Consider the following 20,704-nt stretch of genomic DNA (forward strand, 5'->3'; position numbering starts at 1 on the left):
CATGCGAATCGCGGCGGTCCAGACCCGGTCCGTCTGGCTGGATGCAGGCGCAACGACCGACAAGGCGCTCGGGCTCATGGCCGAGGCCGCCCGGCAGGGCGCCACCTGCGTCGTCTTCCCGGAGACCTTCCTACCCGGCTACCCGTTCTGGCTGTCCATGACGAGCGCCTCGCGCTTCGAGGACACCGCGCAGAAGCAGGCGTACGCCGCCTATCTGGACGCCGCGGTGACCATCCCCGGGCCGGAGATCCACGCCATAGCCGGCGCCGCCAGGGAGCACGGCCTGTTCGCCATGGTCGGTGTGGCGGAGCGCGGCGCCGGTACGGCCAGCGGCTCGATCTACTGCTCCCTGGTGACGATCTCACCGGATGACGGCATCGTGGGAGTCCACCGCAAGCTGGTGCCCACCTACGAGGAACGCCTGGTCTGGGCCCCGGGAGACGGCAACGGACTGCGTACTCACCAGATCGGCGACTTCCGCGTCGGCGGGCTGTGCTGCTACGAGAACTGGATGCCGCTGGCCCGCCACGCCCTCTACGGCGACGGGGAGACGCTCCACGTCTCGGTCTGGCCGGGCTCCGGAGGCAACACCACCGACTGCGCCAGGTTCATCGCCATGGAGGGGCGGGTCTACTCGCTGGCCGCCTCGGGGCTGACCTCGGCCGAGGACGTCCCCAAGGACTTCCCGCTGCGCCAGGCCCTGGAAGCGGCGGGCGGCACCGGCCACGACGGCGGCTCGGCGATCGCCGGGCCGGACGGCGCCTGGCTGGTCCCTCCGCTCGTCGGTGAGGAGAGCGTGATCGTCGCCGACTTGGATCCCGCCGTCGTACGGGGCGCGCGCCAGAACCTGGACCCCACCGGGCACTACTCACGGCCCGATGTCTTCCAGATGACGGTGGACCGCCGACGCGCCGCGGCCGTGCGCTTCATCGACAGCACCGATGTCGACAGCACCGAGGAGAGGTGAGCGGCATGAGCGAGATCGACGGCCTCGACGGCCTCGACGGCCTCGACGCCGAGCTGCTGGCGGCGTACGAGTCGCTGTCGCCCGAGCGGCGCGACCTGCTCACCAGGGAACTGGCCAGGCGCCGTGCCGTCCGGCCGCGCATCCCCCGGCGCCAGGGCGGCTCCCCGCTGCCCGTCTCCTTCGCCCAGGAACGCCTGTGGTTCCTCGACCAGCTCGAACCCGGCTCGGTGGCGTACGTGATGCCCGTCGCGGTACGGCTGCGCGGGCGGCTCGACGTCGATGTTCTGGCCCGCTGCTTCACCGAGATCGTGCGGCGCCACGAAACCCTGCGCACCACCTTTCCCATCGTGGACGGCAAGCCGTACCAGCGGGTCGACGAGCCAGCGCTGGTACGGCTGCCGGTCACCGACCTGCGGGAGCTGCCGGCGGCCGATCGGGAGGCCACCGTCGAGGCGCGCTACCGGTCCGAGGTCGGCCGGCCCTTCGACCTGACGGCCGAGCACGGCCTGCGGCTGGCGCTGCTCCGCCTGGCGGACGAGGAGCACGTGCTGCTGCTCACGATGCACCACATCGTCTCCGACGGATGGTCGATGGGCGTGCTCGTACGCGAGCTCGCCACGCTGTACGAGGCCCTCGCCCAGGGGCGTCCATCGCCGCTGCCGGAGCTGTCCGTCCAGTACGGCGACCACGCGGTCTGGCAGCGCGACCGGATCGAGGAAGCCCTGGCCGCGCAGCTCGGCTTCTGGCGCGAGCGGCTCGACGGGGCGCCGGTGCTCCAGCTGCCGACGGATCGGCCGCGCACGGCGGCTCGCACCTCGGCCGGGGCGGCGGTGCCGCTGCGGCTGGACCCGGAGGTGACGCGCCGCCTGGAGCTGCTGGCCAAGCAGCACGACGCCACCCTCTTCATGGGGCTGCAGGCCGCCTTCGCCGTGCTGATGCTGCGCTGGAGCGGCCAGGAGGACCTGGTGATCGGCTATCCGATCGCCGGCCGGAGCGACCCCGACCTGGAACACCTCATCGGGTTCTTCGCCAACACCCTGCCCCTGCGGCTCGACCTGTCGGGCGACCCCGCGTTCGCCGACGTGCTGGCCCAGGTGAGCCGCGAATGCACGGCCGCCTACGAGCATCAGGACGTGCCGTTCGAGCGGCTGGTCCGCGAGCTGCGCGTGGACCGTACGACGGGGCCCGTCCCGCTCGTCCAGGTCATGCTGGCCCTGCGCAACGTACCGATGCCGGAGATCAGGCTGTCCGGGCTGAGCCTGGAACTGCTGGAGCAGCAGTCCCAGTCGACCAAGTTCGACCTGTGCCTGGACCTGGTGCCCGACGGGCAGGGCGGCATCGAGGGGCGGGCGGAGTACAGCACCGGCCTGTTCGACGCGGCCACCATCGAGCGGATGATGGACTGCTTCGGCCTGCTGCTGTCCGGCCTGGTCGACGATCCGGCACAGCCGATCTCGGCCGCCCCGCTGATCCCCGCGCCGGACGGGCTCGACCTGCTGGAGCGGCTGTGCGGCGGCGACTCCAGGGCCGAGGTCGCGGCGGAGACGATCCACGGCCTGTTCGAGGCGCGCGCCGACGCCGGCCCCGAGACCGTCGCCGTCGTCTGCGGCGACGACCGGCTCACCTACCGGAAACTGGACGAACGCGCCAACCGCCTGGCCCGGCACCTGCGGGAGCGCGGGGCGGGGCCTGAGCAGGTCGTCGGCGTCTGCCTGCCCCGCTCGGCCGACATGGTCGTGGCACTGCTCGGCCTGCTCAAGGCGGGCGCCGCCTACGTCCCGCTCGACCCCGGCTATCCGCCCAAGCGGGTCGCCTACATGGTCGAGGACGCCGGAGTCCGGCTGGTGATCACCACGGGACCCGTCGCGGACTCCGGCATCCTGGCGGACGCCGAGCTCGACGTGGTCTGCCTGGACCGCGAAGCGGAACAGATCGCCGCCCGCCCGGCCGACCGGCCCGCGCAGTGGGCGCGCGGACACCACCTGTGCTACGTGATCTACACCTCCGGATCCACCGGCAGGCCCAAGGGCTCCATGAACGAACACGCCGGCGTCGTCAACAGCGTCTGCGGGATGAACGGTGTCTACCACCTGACGCCCGACGACCGCATGCTCGCCATCTCCTCCCTCAACTACGACATGTCGGTATACGAGATCTTCGGTGCGCTGGCCGCGGGCGCCACCGTCGTCGTGCCCTCCGACATCGAGATCACCGACCCGGTCCAGCTGAGGGACCTGCTCGTACGGCAGCGCGTCACGGCATGGAGCTCCGCCCCCGCCCTCATGGACATGCTGGTCAACTACGCCGCCGAGCGGGACGGCCTGCCCGGCGTACGGCTGCGTACGGTGGGTCTCGGCGGTGACCGGATGCCCCCCGCGCTTCCCGCCAGGCTCCAGCGCCTCGTGCCGGAGGTCCGGCTGCTCAACCTGGCCGGCATGACGGAGGTGTCCTACTGCTCCACCTCCTATCCCGTGCCGCGCGGCGACATCCCGCTGCCCAGCATCCCGTGGGGCCGCCCGCTGCCCGGCCACCGGGTCTACGTCCTGGACCGGCATCTACGCGCCGTCCCCCTCGGCGTGCCCGGCGAGCTGTACATCGGCGGTCTCGGTCCCGGCCGCGGCTACTGGCGACGCCCGGGGCTGACCGCCCAGCGGTTCCTGGCCGATCCGCATGCCGTACGACCCGGCGGACGCATGTACGCCACCGGTGACCGGGCCAGGTTCCTGCCCAACGGCGACCTGGAATTCCTCGGCCGCCTGGACCACCAGCTGAAGGTACGCGGCTTCCGCATCGAGGCGGGCGAGGTGGAGGCCGCCCTGGCCGCGCACCCGGCCGTGGGCGAGCCGGTCGTCGTCACGCGCGAGGAACCCGGGGGAGACCGGCGGCTGGTCGCCTACGTGACGGTCACCGCCGACCCCGCGCCGAGCCAGTCGGAGCTGCGCCAGTTCCTCACCGACCGCCTGCCCGGTCACATGGTGCCCAGCCAGTTCGTCGTCCTGGACCGGCTGCCCCGGCTGCCCAGCGGCAAGCTGAACCGCGGCGCGCTGCCTGATCCAGGAGGCCGGCTGAACCCCTCGACCGACTACGAACCGCCGGAAGGGGAGCTGGAAGAGGTGCTGGCGGACGTGCTGGCGGACGTGCTGGAGGTGGACCGGGTCGGCGTCCTGGACGACTTCTTCGACCTGGGCGGCCATTCGCTGCTGGCCACCCAGGCGGTCTCACGCATCAGAGAGCTGTTCCGCGTCGACCTGCCGATCCCTGTCTTCCTCATCGCCGGCACCGTCCGTGACCTGGCCGCCGAGCTGCGCGAGCTCGGCATGATGGGCGGCGTCGACGTCGACGCGGTCGCCGACCTGGTGGTGGGGCTGGCGGAGGAGACCGTGACGGGCCATGATCAGCGCGGCTGAAGCGGCTGCCCGTCCATGAACACGCGCAACGCGCCCGACGGGCAGGCCCTGGCCGCCGCGTTCAGCCGCTCCCCGGGAAGTTCCGTGACGCCCGTGGTCGGCTCGGCCAGCTCGTCGTCGTCGAAACGGAACGCATCAGGTTCGTCGAGGACGCACCTTCCCGAGCTCATGCAGAGGTTCTTGTCGATGCGGACGGTGTATCCCATGATCCCTGCCCAGACGATTCGGACGACGATGCGACGCTATCCCAGCCACGGCCGGTCGCCAGGGCCATGCCGGTCAGGGGTTCTCCCGACTACCCGAGGGTGGGAGCGTGTCGAAAGGTGGCTGCTATGCGCCTGACGCTGGTCCAGCCCCCGAACGGATACCTCGACCGCTACGATCTCGCGCCACCGCTCGGCCTGCTCACCCTGGCGGCCATCGCCCGCGAGGACGGTGCCGACGTGTCGCTGCTGGACTTCAATCTCCAGGGCATGCTGGACCCGTCGTTCCTCCAGGAGGAGTTCTACCGGCGGGCCGTCGACGCCATCGCGGAGACCCGGCCCGACGTCGTCGGGTTCACCTCCATGGCGCTGGAGTCGCACGTCTGCCTCGAACTGGCCAGGCTGGTCAAGGAGGCCGACCCGGCGGTGGTCACCGTGCTGGGCGGCCCGCACTTCTCCGCCATCGCCCGCGAGGCGCTGACCCTCTATCCCTGGATCGACCACGTGATCACCGGCGAGGGGGAGGAGCCGCTGCTCGGCCTCCTGCGCCGGTTACGCGGCGCCGCGGGCGGGGACGAGCTGGTCAACGTGGCTTCACGACGCGGCGGGGACGTGGAGCTGCGTCGTGGGCTCAAGACACTCGGCTCGCTCGACGAACTGCCGTTTCCGGCCTACGACCTGGTGCCGCTCCAGGACTACTTCCGGCTCAACCCGCTGCGCCTGCTCAACTTCGACTCCGGCAGAGGCTGCATCTTCCGCTGCTCCTTCTGCTACAGCCCCGGCCACTGGGGGCAGGGCGAGCAGGTCAAATCCTTCGACCGGGTGGCCGAGGAGGTCGGACGCCTCTACGAGCTCGGCGCCCGGCACCTGTTCTTCGTCCAGGACAACCTGGTCAACTCCGCCGCCGCCACCAAGGAGCTGTGCCAGGCGCTGATCGCAGCCGACACGGGAATGACGTGGAACGCCTACGCCACCATGCAGCGCCTGGTGCCCGACCTGCTCGACCCGCTGGCGGAGGCGGGCTGCACGGAGCTGTTCATCGGGGTGGACGCCATCTCCGACCAGGCTCGTCTCGCCTTCGGCAAGCACTTCTTCAAGGGCTGGGACGGCCTGCGCGACCGGCTGTCGGCGTGCCTGTCGCGGGGCATCGTACCCACCTGCGCCTTCATGATCGACCCGCCGAGCAACGGCGACGTCGGCGACACCGACAAGGCGCTGATGACCGCCCTGCTCACCCGCAACCTCGGCTGCGGGATCCGGCTCAACACCCTCACGGTCTACAACAGCACCGGGACCAGCGCGCAGATGGCCGACGTCCCTCGCCACTACACCGAGCTCAAGCCGCGCCTGCTGCTGGACACGCCGCCCGTCATCCAGGTCAACCCCTACGCGCAGGCGCATCCCGAGCTGTTCCCGTTCCACTCCACGGTGATGCCGGTCCCGCGGTACACCCGCTTCGTCACGGCCATGCACCTGGCGTACACGCTGTTCAGCAGCTTCCCCAGAACGTTGCTCAGGCACGCGCTGGACGACGGCGGCTCGCTGTGGGGCCTGCTCGACGGGCTGGCCGACGAGCTCGGCGACCTGACCGCCATGGCCGCGCCGATACGCAGGCACACCGAACGCGAGCTGTTCCAGGAGCGGTTCGCGGCCCTGTCGTCGTCGGGACGCGCCAAGGACGCCTTCGACCTGGAGCGAGCCGAACTCGAGGTGAGCGTCACCCCGATGCGGAGCGGGGTGCGCGTGCGCCAGGACGGACGATCCACCCTCTATCAGGTCATGCCGTACGACTTGGTGTGGCTCCAGGAGCCTCTCGCCGGACTGACTCGTGACGACGAACCGGATCCCGGCGAAGGTCCCGGACATTATGTGGTGTTCCGGGAGGGCGGTGAGCTGCGGTACTGCCTCGTGGATGAGGCGGTGGCCGGCGAGCTGCACCGCGTACGCGACTGCGTGGCGCAGGGCGGAGAACTGGAGCTCGCCCCGGACCTGCTCGCGGAGTTGCAGTCGGCGGGGCTCCTTGAGCCCACGAGAGTGTCGGAGGAGGTGTAACAGGTGGCCCTGATCACGAAGCTGGAAGCCCGTCGCCCCGTGACGGTACGGATGGCCCAGGAGGGCATCGCGCACGAGCGCCTCGCCCAGGAGGGCATCGCTCACGAGCGCCTCGCCCAGGAAGGCATCGCGCATGAGCGCCTTGCCCAGGAGGGCATCGCGCATGAGCGTCTCGCCCAGGAAGGCATCGCTCACGAGCGGTTGAGGTAGACGGCCGAGGAACAAGGCCGCCGGGGTGGGAGCAGCTTCGCCCGCCCCGGCACGCTACGCCCGGCCCGGCTGAGACCCCGATGAGACGAGGTGCTTCATGAGGTGGATCCGTGACTGGTCCAAGGCCGAGGATCCGTCGATACGGCTGCTGTGCCTGCCGTGCGCCGGCGGCGGCATTCACGTCTACCGCCGATGGGCGCAACGCCTGCCGCGCTGGGTGGGAGTCCTGGCACTCGAACTGCCGGGACACGATTCACGCCTGACGGAATCCCCTGTGACGAACCTCGACGAACTCCTCGAAGGCCCCCTCATCAGAGCCGTCGAACCCCTGCTCGACCGACCTTTGGCGCTGTTCGGCCACAGCATGGGCGCGATGCTCGCCGCCGACCTGTGCCAGGCGCTCCAGCAGCGCTCGGACTGGCAGCCCGCGCTGTTCGTGGCCGCGGCCGCCCAGGTCCCCAACCGCGAGCGGATCCCCTTCGACGACACGGCCACCGACGCGCAGATCCTGTCCTACCTCGATGCCGTGGGCGGAACGCCGCCCGGCATCCGGGGCCACGACGAGTTCATGCGGCACCTGATCGACGCCGTCCGCGCCGACCTCGCCCTCGCCTCCCGCAGGAGCGCGGTGCCGCTGCCGAAGCTCAGCTGCCCCGTCCGTGTCTACCTGGGGGAGTCGGATCCCTCGATGTCCAGGGCCGACGCGCTCGCCTGGCAGGACACCGGCGCCCACGACTTCGCCGTGCGCGTCTTCCCAGGCGGGCACCTTTTCCCGCAGACGGCCACGGAGCCGCTGCTCGAAGCCCTGCTGAACGATCTGCCCGCCGCGACGGAGAGGTAGGCGATGGCCGGCCGTACATCACTGTCACCGGAGAAGATCAGGCTGCTCGACCGGCTGCTGGACGAGCAGGGTATCGGCCGCGAAATCCCCGCCATCACCGCGCGCGCCCCGAGCCTGCGCGAGGTGCCGCTGTCCTACGCCCAGCAGCGGATCTGGTTCTTCAGCAGGCTGGAGCCGAGCTCCACCATCTACAACATCGCCGGAGAGGCGCGCCTGCGCGGCCGGCTGGACGTCGGCGTCCTCCGCCAGTGCCTGACGGAGATCGTACGCCGCCACGAGGTGCTCAGGACCACCTACCACATGGTCGACGGCCGGGCGGTGCAGCGGGTCGCCGCGCATCGTGACCTGGACCTGCCCGTCACGGACCTGTCCGGGCGGGCGCCGGGCGAGCGCGAGGCCGAGCTCCGGCGCCTGCGCGACCAGGTGGTGAACCAGCCGTTCGACCTCGAACGCGACGTGCCGATGCGGCCCATGCTGGTCAGGCTGGCCCCGGACGATCATCTCTTCCTGCTGGCGCAGCACCACATCGCCACCGACGGCTGGTCTCTCGGCGTGCTCCTGCGCGAGCTGGCCGCGCTCTACGGCGCCCGCGTCAGCGGCCTGCCCTCCCCGCTGCCGGAACTGGCCGTGCAGTACGCGGACTTCACGTTGTGGCAGCGGGAATGGCTGGCCGAAAAGGTGGGTCTGCAGGTGGCCTACTGGAAGGAGAAGCTGGCCGGCGTACGGCTGCTGGAACTGCCGACGGGCCGCCCCCGACCGGCCACGCGGACCTGGGACGGCAGCGCGGTCCCGGTGTACCTGGAGCCCGGCCTGGTGAGCAGGCTGACCCGGCTCGCGGAGTCGGAGCGGGCGACGCCGTACATGGTGCTGCTGGCGGCCCTGGGCGTGGTGTTGTCACGATGGAGCGGCGAACGAGACGTGGTCGTCGGCTCGCCCATCGCCAACCGCAACCGGCTGCAGCTGGAGGACCTGGTCGGCTGCTTCGTCAACACCCTGCCGCTGCGGCTCGACCTGTCGGACGACCCCTCCTTTCTGACCCTGCTGCGCCAGGCGCGGCAGGTCTGCCTAGAGGGGTACGCGCACCAGGACGTGCCGTTCGACCGGATCGTCGAGGAGGTCAACCCCGAGCGCGACGCCGGAGCGCAGGCCCCGCTCATCCGCCACATGCTCGGCCTGCACAACGCGCCACGGCCGCGCCTGGAACTGCCCGGCCTGAGCATCGACTTCGGCGGCCTCAACACCGGCAAGGCCCGATTCGACCTGGAGCTGGAGCTGTCGCCCAGCTCGGACGGCGGGATCGAAGGCAACATCTGGTACGCCACCGACCTGTTCGACGAAGGCGGGGTCAATCGGCTGTACGGCGGGCTGCGGGCGGTGCTGAACGCCGCGCTGGACGACCCACTGCGAGCGGTGTCGAGACTGCCTGTCTTGGACGAGCGGGAACGCGCCAGGTTCGCCGGGCCGGCTGCCCAGTCGTCGACGGCTGTGCTAGCTGGGTCGGATGCGAAGTTCTCGGCGGATGTGCTCGCCGGGTCGGATGCGCGGTCTTCGGCGGCGATGCTCGCCTGGCGCCTGCGGGCGGCGGCTGGTACCGCATCGGGGCTCAGTGACGGCGGGCGACGCTGGGACGCCGGCCAGGTGGCGGCAGCGCGCGACGCCGTCGCGCGCCGGCTGGAGCAGTTGGGACTCGAGCCAGGGCAGGCCGTCGCCATCGACGCCCCACCGTCGGCCTGGGCGGCGGTCGCGGCGCTGGCCGTCGTGGAATCGGGCGCGGTCGTGGCGGGTCCCGGCACACCCGCCCCCGTTCTCCGACTGCTCCACGACGACCTGCGCTCTCTGACCATCGGCACCGGTCCTGACGCGCGCGCCATGCCCGAGGCGTCCTCCTCGCAGGTGGCCGAACTGCTGTCCTACGCCGACTGGATGCGCGACGCACTCGGCTTCCGCCCAGGGGACGCGCTGGCCTGCCTGGGCCCCCGCGTGCCCGGCGTCGAACTCCTCGAACCACTGGCGGCCCTGGTTCTCGGCGGGCGTGCCGTACTCCGTGGAGACGACCGCCGCGATGACCGCGGAGACGACCGTGGCGACGGCGGCGGAGACGGCCTCGCGGCGTTGCTCGCGAACGAGCGCGTCAGTGTCGTCGCCTGTACACCGTCCCAACTGCTCGACCTGCCGCACCCACCGAGCCTGCGTCACGTGGTGCTCGGCGGCGAGGACCCGTGGCCCGACCTGCTGGCCGAGCACACGGAGCGCTGGCCGCAGGTGTCGCTGTGGCAGGTCTACCGGCCCTCCGCCGGCCTGCTCCCCGTGGCCGCCGCGCCGCTGCCCTGCCCGCCTCCCACCGACCGGCCCACCGACCGGCCCACCGACCGGCCCACCGACCGGCCCACCGACCGGCCCACCGACCGGTCCGCCGGGCTGCTTGCCGTACAACCGGCCGGGCTGCCCGCCGTACGGCCGGTTCAGGGCGCGACCCTGTACGTGCTGGACCAGCACCTGGCCCCCCTCCCGATCGGCGTCCCCGGGCGCATCCACCTGGGCGGTCAGGCCGCAGGCGATCCCGCCGCGGTCCGCGACCCGCACAGCCCCCACGGTTGGATCCGCCCAGCAGGGGACAGAGGACGGTGGCTGGCCGATGGCAGTCTGCAGATCCTCGGTCCCGAGCGGGAACCAGCCCAGGTGCGCGGCCGCCGCGTAGAGGTGACCGACCTGCGCGGCGTCCTGCACGACCACCCGGAGGTACGGCGAGCGACCGCCCTCGTGGCCGGAGAGGAGATCGCCGCCTACGTGACACTCCGCCCGGCACAGGAGACGACGGACGGCAGGAAGGCGTTCGAGGAACGCTATGCCACCCGCGCCACCGAGGACGACCCAGCCCTCAACCTCACCGGCTGGACCAGCCCCGTCACCGGCGCCCGCTTCCCGGCCGAGGACATGCGCGCCTGGGTGAACGGGACCGTCCAGCGAGTGCTCGACCTGCGCCCGCGCCGCGTCCTGGAGATCGGCTGCCGCAACGGCCACCTGCTGTTCCGCCTCGCGCCCCGGTGCCAGGAGTACACCGCCACGGACCTGTCCGCGCGAGCGCTCAGCCGCATCCGCGAGCAGGAGGACTGGCTGGCCACCAAGGCGGACACGACCCGGCTGCTGCGGCTCGCCCCGGACGACATGGACGGGCTTCCCACGGCCGGCTTCGACGTCGTCCTGCTCAACTCGCTGGTCCAGCACTTCCCTCACCTGGAATACCTGGAGCTCACCGTACGGGCTGCCATCCGGCGGACCGCGCCCGGCGGCGCGATCGTGATCTCCGACGTCAGGAGCCTGCCGCTGCTGCCCGCGCTGCTCCTGTCCACGTACGGCGAGCACCCCCAGGCGCCGGCCCCCGAGCTGCGCAGGACGATCGCGGAGCGGATCGCCCAGGAGGAGGAGCTGGCGGTGGACCCCGCCTGGTTCACCGGCCTCGCGGGCCGCACACCGGGGATCTCCCACGCCACCGTCCTGGCCAGGACGGGTGTCAAGGCCCCCGAGCTGTACGGCTACCGCTACGACGTGGTCCTGCACGTGGGCGACGCCGTCACTCCGCCCGCGTATCCGAGCGTCGACTGGCGCGCCGACGGCCTCACCCTCGACTCGCTGCTCGACCGGCTCACGGAGCAGCCCATGCTCGAGGTGCGGGGACTGCCGGACGCCCGCCTGCAGCCGTACGCGGAGGCCGCCGTTCTCATGGACGGTGGCGACGAGCGAGATCTGGCCGCCCTGCTGGCCGCCGCCGGGCCGGGAGTGGACCTGGTCGCGTTGGCCGAGGGCGCGGGACGGCTGGGCTACCAGACCATCATCGGCCCGGCGTCGAGCGGTCTCACCGACGTGATCCTGCGCAGGACCCAGGACGGCCACCTGCCCCTCCCGCCGCTCGGCCCCACGACCCAGGGACCACTGGGCTGGGCCAACGACGTCGCGTACCCGGCCAGGGCGCGCGCGGCGGCGCCCAAGATCAGCGCTTATCTGCGCCAGCGGCTGCCCGAATACCTGCTCCCGAGCTCGCTGCGGGTGCTCAAGGACTGGCCGATCGCGCCGGAAGGCACGCTCGACCTCCAGGCGCTGCCCCGCACCGAGCGCGTACGGCAGGCCGCGGAGGGCACCCCGCCGCGCACCCCGATGGAACAGGCCGTCGCCAAGATCTGGGCCGACATCCTGGGCATCGACCAGATCAGCGTGGACGACGACTTCTTCGCACTCGGCGGCCACTCGATCATGGGCGCGGAGGTCGTCGAGCGGATCCGCGCGGAACTGAACACCGACCTGCCCCTGGGGCAGCTCTTCGAGACGCCGACGGTGGCCGCGGTGGCCGGCTACGTGGAACAGGTGGGCAGCGGCGGCCGTGCCGCGCCCGCCATCCGCAGGATCGACCGCAGGAGGCGACGCGGTGGCGCGGAGGCCTGAGATGACCATTGTCGACGTCCTGGCCGGGCGGGCCGCCGCGACGCCGGAGGAGACCGCCTTCCACGTGTGCGAGGACGGCAAGGTGCGTACGCTCACCTACGCCTGGCTCGACCGCAGGGCCCGCGAGGTCGCGGGCCTGCTCGCCGCTGAGGGGTCCAGGCGGGCGCTGGTGATGCACCTGCCGGGTTCGGAGTATCTGGCCGCGTTCTTCGGCTGCCTGTACGCCGGGGTCATGGCCGTGCCCGTCTACCCGCCGACGACGGCCAAGGGGCTGGAACGGACGCATGGCATCGCCGCCGAGGCGGCCGCGGACGTCGTACTGACCGACTCGGTCACCCTCGCGGCCGTCGGCGGGCTGGAGACGCACTACCTCTGCACGGACCTGGAGAGCGCCGGACACGCGGCCGTGCCCGTGCCGGGCGACATCGCCTTCCTGCAGTACACCTCCGGCTCCACCCTGGCCCCCAAAGGGGTGCTGATAGGCCACGACAATCTCGTACACAACTCCGCCACGATCGCCGCCACCTTCGAGCTGGGACCGTCGAGCGTCGGGGTGAGCTGGCTGCCGCCCTATCACGACATGGGGTTGATCGGCGGTATCGTCCAGCCCGTCTACAGCGGCTTTCCGTGCGTGCTGATGTCGCCGCTGGAGTTCCTGCGCCGGCCGCGCCGATGGCTGGAGCTGATCAGCGAGTACGGTGCCACCATCAGCGTCGCGCCCGACTTCGGCTACCTGGAGTGTGTACGCAGGATCGCCCCCGACGAGCTCGACGGCCTCGACCTGAGCTCGTGGCGGCACGCGCTGGCGGGCGCGGAGCCCGTCAGAGCGGCGACGCTGGACGAGTTCGCCGCGCGCTTCGCTCCTGCCGGGTTCGATCGGGCCGCCTTCCGCCCTTGCTACGGGCTGGCGGAGGCGACGCTCCTGGTCACCGGCGTAGGAGCCGGGCAGCCGGTCACCTCCGTCGAGGTCTCGCGGGAGGCGCTCACGTCCGGCCGCGTCGAGCCGCCCGCCGACGGGCCCGCCGTCAATGTGGTGAGCTGCGGCCGGCCCCGCGGGTGCGACGTCCTCATCGTCGATCCCGATACGACCCAGCCGTGCCCGGCGGACGCGGTCGGCGAGGTGTGGGTCAGCGGGGGCAGCATCACACGGGGCTACCTGAACGGCACAGACGACACGGTCACCGCCTTCTCCGCCCGTCTCGGAGACCAGCCCTACCTCCCGACCGGCGACCTGGGCTTCCTGCGCGACGGCGAGCTGTACGTCGTCGGCCGGGCCAAGGACGTCATCGTCGTCCGTGGCCGCAACCACCACGCCCAGGACCTGGAGGAGACGGTCAGCCGGGCCGACCCGGCACTGCGCAGACGCGGCGCGGCCTTCGGCGTGGACGACGGCGGCAGGGAACAGGTCGTGGTCGTCCAGGAGGCGGATCCCAGGATCGACGCGACCACCGCCGATCGGGCACGCGCGGCCGTCCGGGTCGCCGTGGCGGAACAGCACGGACTGACCGTGGACGAGGTGCTGCTCGTACCACCGGGCGCCGTGCCGTACACCACCAGCGGCAAGCCCCGGCGGCGCGCCTGCCGGGACCGCTACCTCGCGGGAACCCTCAGGAGGCTTAAGCCGGTCGACCCGCCCGCCGAAGAGAGGGGCCTGTCCACCGACGAGAGCGGCGGCGCGGTCCGCACGACGCGCGAGGATCTGCTCAAGCTGGTCGCCGCCATCCTGGAGCTGCCCGTCGAGCGGGTCGAGCACGGCCTGCCGCTGACCGCGCAGGGGCTCGACTCCGTGCGCGCGGTCCGCCTGAGCGTGGCGCTCGCGGAGAACCTCGGCCTGATCGTGCCGTTGGAGCAGCTGCTGTCCGGCATCAGCCCGGCCGAGCTGCCCGCCGCCGCCGTGTCCGCGCTCGTGTCCGCGCCCATACCCGCTCCCGCTCCCTCGTCCATGTCCGGGCCGAGGGACCCGGGTGAGCCCGTTCCCGCCTCGCCGGGACAGCGGCGGATGTGGCTCCTTGACCAGCTCGGCATGGGCGCCGCCTACGTCGTCATGGGCGGGTTGCGGCTCACCGGGCCGCTGGACGGCACGTTGCTCGCGCGGGCGGCGGCCGAGCTGATCGGCCGCCACGAGTCCCTGCGCACGGCGATCGTGCAGGCACCCGACGGCACGATCGTTCAGCAGGTCAGGCAGGGCGCCGGTGTCCACGTGCCGATCGTCGACCTGCCCGGCGCGGACGAGGCGGCCGTGGCCCGCTGGTGCCGTGACACTCTCGGCGCGGCCATCCCGCTCGACGGCGAGGTCGCCGTCAGAGCGGCCGTGCTCCAGCTCGCCGCCGATGATCACGTGCTCGCCTTCGCCGGCCATCACGGCGCGCTCGACGCATGGTCGGCGGGCCTGCTCGTCCGCGATCTCGGACAGATCGTGCACGCCCGCACCACCGTCCGCGAACCGGCAACACACCGCACAGGCACGGCATCCCACGGAGCGCTGAGCCCGGCCGGCCGGGAACCGGCAACACACCGCACAGACGCGGCATCCCATGGAGCGCCGAGCTCGGCCAGCCAGGCTTTCCCGCCACCAAGCCCGGCAGGCCGCGCTTTCTGGCGGGAAACGCTGGCCGATGTGCCGCTCCTCGAGCTCATCCCTGACCGGCCGCGCCAAGGCAGAACCGCCCACCAAGCCGCCGAGCTCCGCGTCGAGCTGTCGCCCGCGACCGTACGCCGCGTCAAATCCCTCGCCGCGCAGACAAGTGCGACACCCTTCATGGTCCTCCTGTCCGCCCTGGGCCTGACCCTTTCCCGGTGGAGCGGCCAGCCCACGGTGCCCGTCACCGTGCCCTTCGCCAACCGCGCCGCACCCCAGGCGGCGGCCGTGGTCGGGTTCCTGGCCAACGCCCTGCCGCTCCCCGTCGACGTCACCGGCGACCCCGCCTTCAACGAGCTGCTCGAACGAGTGCGTACGACATGCCTGGCAGCCTTCGGCCACGCGTCGGTCCCCTTCGAGGAGATCGCCGGGCAGGCGGGCGCGGCCCGCAGCGATCCCACCGCTCTGCTGCGCGCGGGCCTGGTGATGCGCGAGCCGGTGACGCCGCAGTGGGACGTGCCGGGACTGACCGCGAGCGAACTGGAGATCCTGCCCAGACAAGCCGCCTTCGACCTGGCCCTGCACCTGGCCGACACACCGGACCGAGGACTGGCCGGCTCCCTCCGGTACGCCGCGGACCTCTACGAGGAGTCCACCGTCAGAGCCGTCCTCAGGTCGTTCACGCTGATCCTGGAGCAAGCCGTCGACCACCCGGGCGAGCCCGTGTCCCGGCTGGCGACGATGGACGCGCCGGAACTCGACCGCGTGCTGCGGCGCTTCGGCGGGCTGGACACGCCGGTGGCCGAGCACCCCCACTGGCTCGACCACTTCCACGCCCAGGTCGACCGGACTCCCGACGCTCCGGCGCTGACCGGCATGGCCCGGCTGACCTACCGCGAGCTGGACGAGCGGGCCAACCGGCTGGCCCGGCACCTGATCGACCGAGGCGTGGGCCCCGAGCGGCTGGTCGGCGTGCACCTGCCGATCTCGGCGGACGCCGTGGTCGCGATGCTGGCCGTATGGAAGGCAGGAGGCGTCTACCTGCCGCTGGACACCAACCACCCGCCCGCCAGGACCCGGTCCACGATCGACGACGTCCGGCCGCTCACCGTGATCGACCGGTTGCCGGCGGACCAGGGTTCCCCTGCCCGCCCCGGACGCCGCGCCCCGCTCGACAGCCTCGCTTATGTGCTGCACACCTCCGGCTCGACCGGCCGCCCCAAGGGCTTGGCGGTCACCGGGCGCGGCCTGGCCAATCACGCCGCGTGGAAACGCGACACCATACCTCTGGGACCGGGCCGCTCCATGCTGGTGCGAACCCCCAGAGGCTTCGACGTCTCGATCACCGAGATGCTGTGGCCGCTGCTGACGGGCGCCTCGCTCGCCCTGCCCGATCCGGACGGCAGCAGGGACCCGCACTACCTCGTGGACTTCATCACCCGCAACGGCGTCACCGACTGCTACTTCGTCCCGTCGGTGCTGCGGGCCTTCCTCGACACCCCGGGCGCGGGAGGGTGCGCCGCGACCCTGCGGCGGGTGCTGGCCGCGGGTGAGGAGCTGACCGCCGACCTGGTGGCCGACGTCGCCCGGGTGCTGCCGGGGGTGGAGCTGCTCAACATGTACGGCCCGGCGGAGGCGTCCATCGAGGTGACTGTGGCCAGGATCCTCCCCGGCCCGGACCCCGGGCACCGCGTGACCATCGGCCGCCCGCTGCCCGGCGCGGTGATCTACATCGTGGACAGGTACGGCCGGCCCGCCCCCGCCGGCATGCCCGGCGAGCTCTGCGTCGGAGGCGTGGCGCCGGGACGCGGCTACGCGAACCAGCCCGCGCTGACGGCCGAGCGGTACCTCGCCGATCCCCACCTGCCGGGTGGCCGCCGCTACGCCAGCGGCGACCGGGCCCGCTGGCTGCAGGACGGCACGCTGGAGTACCTCGGCAGAGTCGACCAGCAGGTCAAGATCCGTGGAAACCGGGTGGAACCAGGCGAGGTCGAACACGTCCTGCTGACCCATCCGGCCGTCCGCGCCGTGGTCGTCGACAGCAGAAGCGGACCAGCGGGAGACCAGCGGCTGATCGCCTACCTGACCCACCATGGCACCCCGCCCCCGGTCGGCGACCTGCGGAGGTTCCTGGCGGAACGGCTGCCCGACTACATGGTCCCCGCCACGTTCGTCGTACTGGCCGCCCTGCCCCTGAACAACAGCGGCAAGGTGGACCGCGCCGCCCTGCCCGACCCCGGGCCGGCCGCCGGCCAGGAGTACGTGGCGCCGCAGACGGCTGCCGAGACGATACTGGCCGGAATCTGGTCCGAGGTGCTCGCCGTGCCCCAGGTGGGCAGATACGACGACTTCGCGGAACTGGGCGGACATTCCCTGGTTGCGGCGCAGGTCATGACGCGCGTACGCGACACCTTCGGCGTCCGGATCGGCATGTCGGACGTGCTCGGCCGGCGGAGCCTGACCGAGCTCGCCCGGCAGATCGAGCTGCTCCAACTGGCCCAGACCTCGCGTACGGAGCTGCGCGAGCTGATCGAGCGGCTGCGTGACCTGCCGGACACGATGGTGCCCGGCCTGCTCCCCAGGGACAGGAGGGCCGATGAGCTTCGCTGACGACCGGGCGGACTGGTTGACCGCCGCCCTCGCCGTCGCCTGGCGGCGAACGGGCGCCGACCGCGTCTCCGTCGTCTACACCCCCTCCGCCGGGCAGGAGGAGAGGCCGGCCGAGGTGGCCGTGGGCGACGACCCGAGCTTCGGCGCCCTGCGCAAGCGGCTGGTCGCGGGGCGTGCGGCGCTGGTCAAGGCGTCGTCGGTACGGTTTCCGGCCGGTGAACCGCCGGCCGGGCAGGTAGCGGTCGCGCTGTCGGCAGGCGTGGCCGACCCGTCGCTGCCGCTGTCCTGCCTACCGCTCGCCACGGTGCTCGACCGCCGCGAGCTCCTGGGCTGGGGCGGGTACGACCTGCCGACGGCCGTACCCCGGTGCGTCCACGACATGGTCTACGAGCAGGCCGCACGGACGCCCGAAGCGCCGGCCGTCCGCTTCGCCGGGTCGACGCTGACCTACCGCGAGCTGTGCGACCGGGCGGACGGCCTGGCGGCCGTGCTGCTGCGCCACGGCGCGGGGCCCGGCAGGCCGGTGGCGGTCCTCCTCGACCGGTCGGCCGACGCGGTGATCGCCCTGCTGGCGGTCCTGCGGTCGGGCGCCGCCTATGTCGCTCTGGAGCTCGACGCGCCCGCCGAGCGCAGGGACATCCTGCTGCGCGACGCGGGCGCGCACATCGTGATCAGCTCCCGGGACGATCTCGGCCTTCCCCCGGACATCACGCTCGTACGCCCCGACGAGCAAGACGCGCCAGTGCCCCCACCCCGGGTAGGTCCGGCTGATCTGGCCTACGTGAGCTACACCTCGGGTTCGACCGGAGAGCCCAAGGGTGTCTGCGTGCCGCACACGGCCGTGGCCCGGCTGGTCGACGGTCCCGACTGGGCCGACTTCCGCTCCGGCGACGTCTTCCTGCAGCTGGCCCCGGTCGCCTTCGACGCCTCGACGATGGAGCTCTGGGCGCCACTGACCAGCGGCGCGCTGCTGGTCGTGCACCCTCCCGGCCCCCTCGACCTGGAGGAGCTGGCTGAGACCCTGGCTGCGGAGGGGGTGAGCGTGCTCTGGCTGACCGCGGGGCTCTTCCACCGCATGGTGGCCGAGCATCTCGACGCGTTGGCCGGATTGCGGCACCTGCTCGCGGGCGGCGACGTGGTCTCCGTCGAGGCGGTACGCGAGCTGATGGCGGCCCACCCGGACCTGCTGTTCACCGACGGCTACGGACCGACCGAGAACACCACCTTCACCACCTGCTGGACCTCGGCCACGCCGCCGGCCATCGACTGGGTGCCGATCGGCCGGCCGATCCGCGGCACCCGGGTGGCGATCCTCGACTCGCTGCTGCGGCCCGTCCCCGTCGGCGTGCCGGGGGAGCTGTACGCGGGCGGCGCCGGTCTGGCCCGCTGCTACCTGGGCAGACCCGGCGCCACTGCGGAGCGGTTCGTGGCCGACCCGTTCGCGGCCGAGCCGGGGGCGCGCCTGTACCGCACGGGAGACCTGGCGTGCTGGCAGCCCGATCACACCATCAGATTCCTCGGCCGCGCCGACCAGCAGGTCAAGATCCATGGATTCCGGGTGGAGCCCGGCGAGGTGGAGGCCGCGATCATGCGGCGGCCCGAGGTCTCCGGCGCGCTGGTGCTCGCCGAGGACGATCCGGCGGGCGGCAGGCGCCTGGCGGCCTACGTCACCCCCCGCGACGACGCGGCCGACACGGCCGGGCTCGCCGCGGACCTGCGCGCCGCGCTGCGCCGCGAGCTGCCGCCCACCCTGGTCCCGCCGAGGCTGCTGGTCGTGCGGCGGCTGCCGTTGACCCTCAACGGCAAGGTCGACCGGGCCGCGGTCGCCGCCGGCACACCCGCGCCGCGTACCGTCGACGGTCCGTACGTGGCGCCCTCGGACTGGCTGGAGTCGTACCTGACCGACGTCTGGGCCGACACGCTCGACGTGGAGAAGGTGGGCGTGCACGACGACTTCTTCGAGCTGGGCGGCCACTCGCTGATCGCCGGTGAGCTGCTCGGCCGGGTCCAGCAGGAGTTCGAGCTGGAGATCCCGGCCAGAACCTTGTACCTGAACCCGACCGTCACCGAGCTGGCCAAGGAGATCCACCGGCTGCTCGCCCCGGCCGGGCACCACGCGAAGGGAAGTCAGCGCTCATGAGGATGTCCCTGCCAGGCGACCCCCAGGCCGTCGACCTCGACGGCCTGGACCTGATCGACGCCCGGCTGTACAGCGAGGGCGACCCGCACGCGGTCTGGCACGCCCTGCGCGTGCGCCACCCGGTGCGCTGGCATCCGGTGGACGGGGAGCTGGGGTTCTGGTCCGTCTCCCGCTTCGAGGACGGCGACCGGGTGCTGCGTGACCACACCTGCTTCACCTCCCAGCGGGGCACCCTGCTCAACCTGCTGGGCAAGGACGATCCGGCGGGCGGCAGGCAGATGGCGGCGACCGATCCGCCCAAGCACACCCGCATGCGCGAGCCGGTGCAGCGGGCCCTGGCCGTCAAGTCGATCACCCGGCACAAGGAGACCATCCGGCAGGAGGTACGCTCGCTGCTCGCGCCCCTGGCCACCGGTGAGCCGATGGACTTCGCCGCGGCGATGTCGGCACTCCCGATGGCCGTCACGGGCACGATCATGGCGCTGCCCCGCGAGGACTGGCCCCAGTTGATCAGACTGACGACGATGTCCATCGCGCCCGACGACCCCGAATACACCCTGGGCGGGTCGGAGGAGACGCTTGAGACTGCGCACCGGGAACTGTTCGCCTACTTCCAGGACGTGGTGACCGGGCGCAGGCGGAGTCCGGGTGAGGACCTCATCAGCCTGCTGGCGACCATGGACGTCGGTGGCCGCACGCTCGGCCTGGGGGAGATCCTGTCCAACTGCTACAGCCTGCTGCTCGGCGCCAACGTCACCACGCCCTGCGTGCCGACCTCGGCCATGCTGGAGCTGGCGGGCACCGACCGGTTCGCCGACTGGGCAGCGCACCCCGAGCTGCTCATGAACGGCGTGGAGGAGGCGCTGCGCTGGGCCTCTCCGGCCGTGCACTTCATGCGGTACGCCACCACCGACGTGGAGCTGGGCGGCGAGACCATCAGGGCGGGCGACGCCGCCGTGGTCTGGCTCGCCTCGGCCAACCGCGACGAGACGGTCTTCCCCGACCCGTTCGTCTTCGACATCCGGCGCCGGCCCAACCGGCACATCGCGTTCGGCAGCGGCGCCCACTACTGCGTGGGCCACACCGTGGCGCGGGCCAGTCTGCGGGTGCTCTTCGAGGAGTTGCTGGCCGGATTCTCCGACTTCGAGCAGGCGGGCGAGGTGGAGCATCTGCGGTCCAACTTCGTGGCGGGCATCAAGCACATGCCGCTGACGGCCCGGGCCAACGCGTCGTACGCGGCCCTCGCCGAGACGGTGTGA

The 20,704-nt window shown here is 72.1% G+C and carries 10 protein-coding genes; 9 read left to right on the plus strand and 1 reads right to left on the minus strand.

Annotation, left to right across the window (positions count from 1 at the left end):
- The first annotated feature begins 1 nt into the window (after position 1).
- Positions 2-967: a carbon-nitrogen hydrolase family protein gene (locus KME78_RS07385; RefSeq protein WP_219528012.1), complete on the plus strand. Its 966-nt coding sequence runs from the start codon at positions 2-4 to the stop codon at positions 965-967.
- 5 nt (positions 968-972) lie between these two features.
- Entirely contained in the window at positions 973-4,374 is a 3,402-nt protein-coding gene (locus KME78_RS07390; protein WP_219528013.1) for a non-ribosomal peptide synthetase, read from the plus strand.
- Here the strand turns inward: KME78_RS07390 and KME78_RS07395 are convergent.
- The gene (locus tag KME78_RS07395; RefSeq protein WP_219528014.1) at positions 4,362-4,580 is read right to left on the minus strand and encodes a ferredoxin; all 219 of its coding nucleotides are present in this window, start codon (positions 4,578-4,580) and stop codon (positions 4,362-4,364) included. The genes KME78_RS07390 and KME78_RS07395 overlap by 13 nt on opposite strands.
- A gap of 126 nt (positions 4,581-4,706) precedes the next feature.
- Between KME78_RS07395 and KME78_RS07400 the strand changes: the two genes are divergently transcribed.
- From KME78_RS07400 to KME78_RS07430, 7 genes are all read left to right on the plus strand, one after another.
- Positions 4,707-6,629 carry a B12-binding domain-containing radical SAM protein gene (locus tag KME78_RS07400; RefSeq protein ID WP_219528015.1) on the plus strand — a complete coding sequence of 641 codons (1,923 nt, stop codon included), beginning with the start codon at positions 4,707-4,709 and terminating at the stop codon, positions 6,627-6,629.
- A 3-nt stretch (positions 6,630-6,632) separates the two neighbouring features.
- On the plus strand, positions 6,633-6,839 hold the full coding sequence (locus KME78_RS07405; protein WP_219528016.1) for a hypothetical protein: 207 nt from the start codon (positions 6,633-6,635) through the stop codon (positions 6,837-6,839).
- 97 nt (positions 6,840-6,936) lie between these two features.
- On the plus strand, positions 6,937-7,680 hold the full coding sequence (locus KME78_RS07410) for a thioesterase II family protein (protein WP_219528017.1): 744 nt from the start codon (positions 6,937-6,939) through the stop codon (positions 7,678-7,680).
- A 3-nt stretch (positions 7,681-7,683) separates the two neighbouring features.
- Positions 7,684-12,117, plus strand: a complete 4,434-nt coding sequence (locus KME78_RS07415) for a condensation domain-containing protein (RefSeq protein ID WP_219528018.1) — start codon at positions 7,684-7,686, stop codon at positions 12,115-12,117.
- Between the two features lies 1 nt (position 12,118).
- Complete coding sequence (locus KME78_RS07420; protein WP_219528019.1) at positions 12,119-17,305, plus strand: non-ribosomal peptide synthetase; 5,187 nt, start codon at positions 12,119-12,121, stop codon at positions 17,303-17,305.
- A complete protein-coding gene (locus tag KME78_RS07425) occupies positions 17,292-19,445 on the plus strand; it encodes a non-ribosomal peptide synthetase (RefSeq protein ID WP_219528020.1) in 2,154 nt (717 codons plus the stop codon). Before KME78_RS07420 ends, KME78_RS07425 begins: the two co-directional genes overlap by 14 nt.
- On the plus strand, positions 19,442-20,704 hold the full coding sequence (locus tag KME78_RS07430) for a cytochrome P450 (RefSeq protein WP_246650602.1): 1,263 nt from the start codon (positions 19,442-19,444) through the stop codon (positions 20,702-20,704). Before KME78_RS07425 ends, KME78_RS07430 begins: the two co-directional genes overlap by 4 nt.

Source organism: Nonomuraea guangzhouensis (genome assembly GCF_019396345.1).
GTDB classification, from domain to species: domain Bacteria; phylum Actinomycetota; class Actinomycetes; order Streptosporangiales; family Streptosporangiaceae; genus Nonomuraea; species Nonomuraea guangzhouensis.